Origin of the sequence: Bartonella sp. CB10SXKL (assembly GCF_042195515.1) — a bacterium.
Lineage (GTDB): Bacteria > Pseudomonadota > Alphaproteobacteria > Rhizobiales > Rhizobiaceae > Bartonella.
Map to the genome: position 1 here is coordinate 24010 of NZ_JBHION010000016.1, position 7991 is coordinate 32000.

Annotated in this window: 6 protein-coding genes, 2 tRNA genes and 2 pseudogenes; 6 read left to right on the top strand and 4 right to left on the bottom strand. The window is 37.4% G+C overall.

Going from position 1 to position 7991, the window contains the following annotated elements:
- The first annotated feature begins 186 nt into the window (after positions 1–186).
- The 5 genes from ACFIK3_RS08115 (at position 187) to ACFIK3_RS08135 (ending at position 4033) form a co-directional block, all read left to right on the top strand.
- Positions 187–1137 carry a siderophore ABC transporter substrate-binding protein gene (locus tag ACFIK3_RS08115; protein WP_375631515.1) on the top strand — a complete coding sequence of 317 codons (951 nt, stop codon included), beginning with the start codon at positions 187–189 and terminating at the stop codon, positions 1135–1137.
- Between the two features lie 103 nt (positions 1138–1240).
- Positions 1241–2197, top strand: coding sequence for an ABC transporter permease (locus ACFIK3_RS08120; protein ID WP_375623944.1), 957 nt, complete (start codon positions 1241–1243; stop codon positions 2195–2197).
- Positions 2198–2264: 67 nt separating this feature from the next.
- Positions 2265–3140 (top strand): iron chelate uptake ABC transporter family permease subunit, encoded by an 876-nt coding sequence (locus tag ACFIK3_RS08125; protein WP_375654582.1) that lies wholly within the window; start codon positions 2265–2267, stop codon positions 3138–3140.
- On the top strand, positions 3137–3895 hold the full coding sequence (locus ACFIK3_RS08130; RefSeq protein WP_273791485.1) for an ABC transporter ATP-binding protein: 759 nt from the start codon (positions 3137–3139) through the stop codon (positions 3893–3895). The genes ACFIK3_RS08125 and ACFIK3_RS08130 overlap by 4 nt, the downstream gene beginning before the upstream one ends.
- 64 nt (positions 3896–3959) lie before the next feature.
- Positions 3960–4033, top strand: a tRNA-Gln gene (locus ACFIK3_RS08135).
- Between the two features lie 138 nt (positions 4034–4171).
- Here ACFIK3_RS08135 and ACFIK3_RS08140 read toward each other — a convergent pair.
- From ACFIK3_RS08140 to ACFIK3_RS08150, 3 genes and pseudogenes are all read right to left on the bottom strand, one after another.
- A pseudogene (locus ACFIK3_RS08140) lies at positions 4172–4371 on the bottom strand (DNA adenine methylase); the annotation flags it as partial.
- A gap of 1553 nt (positions 4372–5924) precedes the next feature.
- Positions 5925–6116 (bottom strand): annotated as a pseudogene (locus ACFIK3_RS08145) (glyoxalase); the annotation flags it as partial.
- 27 nt (positions 6117–6143) lie between these two features.
- Positions 6144–6314 carry a hypothetical protein gene (locus tag ACFIK3_RS08150; RefSeq protein WP_375643604.1) on the bottom strand — a complete coding sequence of 57 codons (171 nt, stop codon included), beginning with the start codon at positions 6312–6314 and terminating at the stop codon, positions 6144–6146.
- Positions 6315–6574: 260 nt separating this feature from the next.
- Here ACFIK3_RS08150 and ACFIK3_RS08155 point away from each other — a divergent pair.
- Positions 6575–6648: transfer RNA gene (locus ACFIK3_RS08155), tRNA-Gln, on the top strand.
- Positions 6649–7178: 530 nt separating this feature from the next.
- Here ACFIK3_RS08155 and ACFIK3_RS08160 read toward each other — a convergent pair.
- On the bottom strand, positions 7179–7991 hold an 813-nt coding region (locus ACFIK3_RS08160), incomplete at its 5' end, for a phage late control D family protein (RefSeq protein ID WP_375676526.1).

Consider the following 7991-nt stretch of genomic DNA (forward strand, 5'->3'; position numbering starts at 1 on the left):
TAAATAATGTTGCAAAAACACTAGAATTAAGTGAAAATGAGGTAAGTGAACGATTTGTAACATATGTAAGTCAACTTTACAACATAGTGTTATTTATTTACGCTTCATTTTGTGCATAAAGATACCTAAGTTAAGGTTTTTAATTGCACAACCCCTTGTAATATCAGATAAAAGGATAAAATCACGATGATAAAATATATGAAATGGATGACTTCTGTTTTACTGGTTGCAATGAGCTTTGCAACGGTTTTGTGGACTCATACGAGTATTGCAAATACCAGTACCCAGACAAATGTAACGATTGATCATGTTTCAGGCACGACTTCTGTTCCCGCTTCTCCGCAAAAGGTTGTTGTGTTTGATCTTGCTTCGCTAGATAATATGAATCGCCTTGGTATCAAAGCCGTTATCGGCCTTCCCGAAGGAAAAAAACCTTCCTATCTACAACAATTTAATGATGAAAAATATGAAAGAATTGGAACCGTTTTTGAACCAGATTATGAAAAAATTGCCACTCTTCAACCCGATTTGATTATTATTTCCTCCAGAACTCAAGCAAAATATAAAGATTTATCCAAAATAGCTCCAACAATTGATCTAACAGTAGAAAACGAAAATTCTCTTGAAGATATTAAACGAAATGTGTCTATCCTTGGAAAAATTTTTGGCAAAACACAAGAAGCAGAACAGGAAATTGCAAAACTCAATGAAGCTTTTGCTGAAGTCCGTAAAAATACCCAAGGAAAAGGCACTGGGCTCATACTCATGACTTCTGGTGGAAAAATCAGTGCTTTCGGACCAAAATCACGTTTCGATATTTTTCACTCCGCTTTTGGAATTGCCCCTGCAACCGATAAACTTACCGTGCAAAAACATGGACAACTCATTTCTCCTGAATTCATTCTTGAAACCAATCCTGATTGGTTGTTAGTGATTGATCGCGATGCAGCCATTGGACGGGAAGGACAATCCGCAGCACAATTGCTCAACAATGAGCTTGTTCACCGCACAACAGCGAGCAAACAAAACCAAATTATTTATTTGGACTCTTGGAGCTGGTATCGTGCAAATGGTGGTTTAACGGCACTCATTGAAACCGCACAGCAGATCAATGAAGCCTTTACAAAGAGCAAATAAGCGTACAAAAGAGCTTGCTTGCTATATAAATAAAATTTAAAAGCAGAGGTTGTTTATTAAGCAGTCTTTGCTTTTTGTAGATTTTGTTAGAAAATGATTTAACGTGAAGAATTACTGGATAACCATAACACTTCTAATTTTCCTGTCGATCCTCAGCATTTTTGTTGGTTATTCTGATGTCACACCTTCTAACCTTTTCGCAGCCGATCCCCATGCGTGGCTTATCTTTTGGCAAACACGTCTTCCTCGTACCATTGCAATCCTTTTAGTAGGCGCAGCACTTGCACTTTCAGGTATGATTATGCAACTATTGACACGCAATCGCTTTGTCGAGCCATCAACCACTGGAACCATTGAATCTGCTTCCCTTGGCATTCTTTTTATTATGATTTTTTTACCCGATATTCCTGTTTTAGGAAAAATGGTCGTTGCGACAATTTTTGCCATGGCAGGCACTTTACTTTTTATGTTTTTATTGCGACGCATTCCTCTAAAATCTGCTCTCATTGTACCCCTTACAGGGATTATGCTAAGCTATATTATTGGCTCTTTAACCAATGCCATTGCAGATTATGAAATGTTACTCCCTTCTCTTCAAGCTTACTTATTTGGCAGTTTTGCGATGGTTCTTGAAGGAAAATATGAGCTCTTATGGTTATCCCTTCCCCTTTGTATTCTAGCCTATTGTACTGCTGATCGCTTTACGGTTGCAAGTTTGGGAGAAGATTTAACCAACAACCTTGGATTGAATTATCGTGTTGTCATGTTTTTTGGTCTTTTTATTGTCGCCTCAATCACTGCTGTTGTTGTCTGTACCATTGGCCGTATTCCTTTTGTTGGGTTGATTATTCCAAATATTGTTTCAAGTTTCATGGGAGATAATATGCGCTATACCGCTCCTTGGGTGGCCATCAGCGGTGCAGGATTGGTCTTGATTTGTGATCTTTTAGGACGAATAATTCATCCCTCTCTTGAAATTCCCATCAGCACCATAATGGGTGTAATCGGTAGTTTTATTTTTATGATACTGCTTTTACGCTGGAGAAAGCGTCTTGGATAGAAGAAGAAAAACAATATGTGTACTAACAACACTTATCATCATAGCATGTACTATCATTAGTCTTTACATGACATGGAATATCAATGTTTATACATGGAAATTTCGTCTTACAAAACTTTCCTCTCTGCTTCTTATTGCCTACGCAATAAGCGTTTCTACGGTTTTATTTCAAACAATCGTTAATAACCGTCTTCTTACCCCTTCAATTATGGGATTTGATCAGCTTTATATTTTAATAAAGACTGCCCTAATGTATTTTGTAGGCTCTCTTTCTTTACCCTTTTTGAATGAAGAAGGACAGCTTGTTCTTGAAGCCCTCATTCTTATTCTTTTTTCAATAAGCCTTTTTCGCTGGCTCTTTTCAGGAAGCCTAAAAGGGCTTCATTTGACGCTTTTAATCGGTGTTGTTTTAGGCGGCTTTTTTTTCAGTTTACGGATGTTTATGCAATTGCAACTAAATCCAGACCAAATGATGAATTTAACGGATATTATGTTTGCAAATTTTAATAAATTCAATACACCATTAATAAGCTTTGCCACAATCATTGTTTTCATTGTGAGTCTGATTGGATGGCATTCCCGTCATCTTCTTGATATTTTGGCTTTGGGACGTGAAAATGCCCTCAATCTTGGCGTTAATTACCACAAAAGTGCGACAGCTGTCCTTATTTTTGTTTCCATTCTCGTATCCATTTCCACCGCATTAGTAGGCCCCGTCACCTTTTTTGGACTGTTAGTTGCCAACCTTTCCTATGAACTTTCTCCTCAAGCAAAACACAGTGTTGTTGTGCCGATTGCAATATTGTTAGCGATTATTTGTTTGGTGGGGGGACAATTTATTTTAGAACAAATTTTTCATATGGCAGGGCGTTTAAGTTTTATCATTGAGTTTTGTGGGGGTATTGTTTTCTTAATGTTACTGATGAAGGGAAAACTAAAATGATTGAGATCAATCATCTTTCCAAGGCTTACGGAGCACGATTGATTATCGATAATTTATGCCTTCATCTTCCAAAAGGGGGGATTATTTCTCTCATTGGGCCCAATGGTTCCGGAAAATCAACTCTTTTAATGCTGATAAGACGTCTTTTGCCACACCATAATGGTACAATTCATATCGACGGCTTTGATATTGATAAAATGCCCCACGATATTTTGGCTCAAAAACTCTCAATTCTGCGTCAAGAAAATCCTTTGTCTTTTCGCTTAACCGTGTACGATTTAGTAAGTTTCGGACGCTATCCTTATTCAAAAGGCTGGTATACACATGAAGATAAACAATTTATCGACAGTGCGCTACGCTATCTCGGCTTACAAGATTTAAAAGACCGTTTTTTAGATGAGCTTTCTGGCGGTCAGCGTCAACGCGCTTTTATAGCCATGGTTATCTGCCAAGACACTGATTATCTTCTTTTAGATGAACCATTAAACAATCTGGATATGAAACATGCCGTTTCTATGATGAAGCAGTTACGCCGCACAGCTGATGAACTGAAAAAAACCATTCTTATTGTTATGCACGATATTAATTTTGCCTCATCTTACTCAGATATGATTGTTGCATTGAAAAATGGGAAAGCGGCCTATTGTGGGACTCCAAAAGAAATTATGCAACCAAAAATTCTTAAAGACATTTATGATGTCGATATTCAAATCAAAACAATTAATGACATCCCTATCGCTCTTTATTATCGATAATCATAAAGATTTTTTGCGCTTGCATGCACTATAGAATCTGCTAGGGATAGTAAAATTGGCTTATTGGGGAATAGTTTAATGGTAGAACAGCGGACTTTGACTTCGTCAATCTTGGTTCGAATCCAAGTTCCCCAGCCAGTATTTAATGATTGTAGCTTGTCATCGGATTTTGTATAATTTGAAAGCAGGTTTTGCATCAATTTATTTTTTTCAAAGGATCTTCAAAAACGTTCAAGGGTTATTTAAAATCCCTTTAATGCATATTTTTCTCTTCCTCTAAAAATTGCAATTTGAGATGATAAGCTCTTGAGCCGGTGTGGATTCTTTGAACCACATGTATAAGATGTGCCAACCTCTTTTATCTTAAATTGGCTAAAGATTTTTCGGATCTGAGGCACATCATTGACTTTCCCTTTAATTGCACAAGCAAAGCAAACATCGTCTGGTAATCCTCTCGCAAATAAATCCTTTCCATAGTAATACACGTATATCTGGCTATGTTTATGGGAACGCCTTATCTAATAGCTATAAACCTATCTAAAGAGAATTCAAAAAAGAAAGCCGTGCCAAATGATATGACGCGGCTTTCAGATATTGATTATAAGATTCGAATGAATCATCCACAATGGAGTAATGAATGCATATATACAAAACGTATCATATTGCAAGTGCTCTATTAGAAATATGAAAACTTATCAAAAGAAACGTAAATGATAGCTATGATTTTGATATCATTCATTAGCATTATAGAGCCTATAAAAGCTTAGTAACTTTATCAATCCAATCAAAAGAAAATGCATCTTAAATGAATGTTTTCTCAATAAGGCTTTCATAAGTATCTTTTCATTTTGCACTCAAATGTAACTTCTTTGCAAATTAACCAGCTCAAATTTGAGTTGGCAAAATCAACCAATCCAATTTTGGAGGCATTATCTTTAGAATAGAGCCATCTTTAAACATTATAGCTTTTGACTCAAAATTGAATAAAATCCCATGCCTTAGATGTTACAATGGTTTTGAATTTTGCTGCCTCATCTTTTTTTCAATAGGTGCCCCCCAATTTGGGGGGAGCTCATTTGGTTTCGTATTTTTAAACTGTAACTTTTAAAACGTTTTTTGCTCGCTTGCTTGCGTTATATCATTAAAAGGTTTTCAGTTTCATAAGACATAACATTGTGATTTTCATTCTATATTGTGATGATAGTATCCATATAATGCCTGCCTATCATTTACTAACTTTTTAGTAAGCGTTTTTAAAAACGATCTTGTCTTTAAATTCTTTTATGCAATCTTTATGAACTCAATCCATAAGCTTATGATAGTTTCAAACGATTATTCCTTTTAAGGTTGCACTCAAATAAAGAGCAAAACACATCCCATTCTTAAATGTATACAATTTATGTTATCGATAATTCCAAACGACTGAAATTTAAAACAATGTGATTTGTGCTGTGATAAAAACGTATCATAAAATTTATGACCTGTTATGAATGATAACCGCTTTTCATTTCATTTGAATACACCCATGCGTTATAATATTTACATCATGATTTGCTTTTTATGGTCTATTCATCCATGGCAATCTTATATAAAAAATGATCAATTCAAACATGCATAAAAGTATGGATTCTTAAGTGGGTTTATACAAAATAACTGCACTTAATGTATTGATTTTATTAGTTTTTATGTACAGTACCTTTTTAACTTCATAAAGATATCAATTTCCTTGTAAAGAATATTCCTCCCATTCCAACAAAAGACTCCACATAAGGCGATGAGGGATAGCTTCTATGATTTACAGGTACTGATCACTGGCCATGCAATAACGCCGACTGATGTCCAAGCCAATGAGGCCGCCTGTGGGAACAGGCAAGTTGTGGGGCTGAATATAATGGAACAGCACCGAACGGATAAGCCACGCGTCGTAAGTAAGCCTCTTAGCGTGCATAGCTTATAGGTTTTGGAAACAGACAATTATTATAATTCAGGTATTATAATTCAGACGATTAAACATCGGATCTCAGGCTTTTTAATCTAGTGGACAAACACGAATAATGTGTCCATCTGGATCTTTGATTAGGAAGGTACGTCCAAATACATCAGTATACGGTTCCTTCAAAACATTTATCTCAACAGTGGTTTGCTCTTTCCATTCCGCATAGAGCTTATCTACATCCTCTCCCTTAGGCAACATAATGCCGATTTCTGAAAAACGAGGTGCATTTTCCTCAGGCGTATCGCCCCCAGATCAGAGAGCAAAGAGTGCATCCCCCGAAAAAGCAAATGCAACATAGCGTGGCAAAGTAAACACAGGTTCTTTCTTGAAGATGAATTTGTAAAAAGCGGTAGAATATTCTACATTTGAGACATATACCAACTGTAGGTTTGGGGGAACAGGATAAGTGGAAATATTACTCATTAATTCTCCATGATTTAGTAGCTGTCTTTTAACAAAGTATGCCTATATAGAGAATATTTCAACAAGAGTTTGTGATGCTTCCGTTCACGGTGTGCTCTATTTATATGTGTTTATTCGCTTATTGCTATATGCTAAAACATTGAGACCGCCACTACTGGGATTATAATGATATCCCTATCGCTCTTTATTATTGATAATCTAAAGATTTTTTGCACTTGCCTACACTATAGAATCTGCTAGAAATGGTAAAATTGGCTTATTGGGGAATAGTTTAATGGTAGAACAGCGGACTCTGACTCCGTCAATCTTGGTTCGAATCCAAGTTCCCCAGCCAGTTGTATGTATGTAGCTTGCCTGTTGTAGCTTGCCAGCGGGTTTTGTATATTTTGACACTAGGTTTTGTACCAATGTAGCTTGCCAGCAGGTTTTGTATATTTTGCCACTAGGTTTTGTACCAATTTATTTTTTTTCAAAGAGTTTTTAAGGGGTTCTCAAAGGGTCTTCAAAGACCTTTAAAAGGGTATTTAAAGCCCCTTTTTCTTTTCTACTCAAAATCGCAATTTGAGATGATCAATCAAATTGACTGATAATTTTTCTGTATCCTAAGCATACTATCAAAAAGAGAAAAAGCGTTTAAGCAATTCGGTCAACTTGACCGAATTCCTTTTCAGTATGCAATTGTGCAATGTTTTCATCATTACTCCTTTAAGGAATTGGGTAAACATTACCCTATTGCTGTACTCATGCAATTGGATCAACTTGATCCTATTGCTCTTTGAGCAATTGGTGCAAGTTGCACCTATTCCTTACCTCCACACCAAAGTGCGAACTTTTGATTTTGGTCTCAATACTCTTCAACACCGATCAAAGGTCAAGTTGACCCTTTGATTTTCTGTCTCTCCAAGGTTTATTTTCCTCTGCCTCTTTTCCCTTGTCTGGTGCCTCAAAGGTGATTTCTGTTGTGTATCCGCTTTGTTTTTCATAGCGGTGGGTAACGGTCGCGGCTTTCCATGGACCATTGATTTGCCCACGAAACCCTTGAAGGATGAGAGGTTGATCCGCCATGATTTCAGGGCGTCCCTCAAGGGTCAAAGAACCACTGCCTACAGCACGACACAACCTGTCCGACTCGGAAGCAGCAGCAGCTCGTGCTTCCTCCTCACAAGTGTAACAAGTCCGCAAACGCCGCACGGGACCGCTAAACCCTGTCTGATGTTTGACTTGGCATTGCTGCCCTTTTGAGCGATCAAAATAAGAAGCTTCAATGGTGCCATATTGCGTACGTGGCTCTAAGGTAAATTCCCAGTTGGAACAGTCGTGCTTATGAAGTTCGAGTGCTGGTAAATTGTCACCGCTTAAAAATAAAAACTTATTGTCCTTGATCAAAAAACGTGCCCGCATGCGATCGGCAAGGCGGGTTAAAAAATCAACCGCCGATTGATCTGTACGAATCACATAAGGCAAAGTTTGTGTGGTGAACTGAGGACTGACCTTTGCTTGATAGCCATGGCGTTTGGCAAGTGTCTCAACAATCTCACCAACAGTTTTGTGATCAAAATGTTCACTCACCTGTTCTTTGAGCTCTTTACGCATCGAGGCACTTTTGCCACAAAGGCGCAAAATCTCTCCATCACTGCCACCACAACTTACAACCGATTCGACAACAAAACGCCCCAT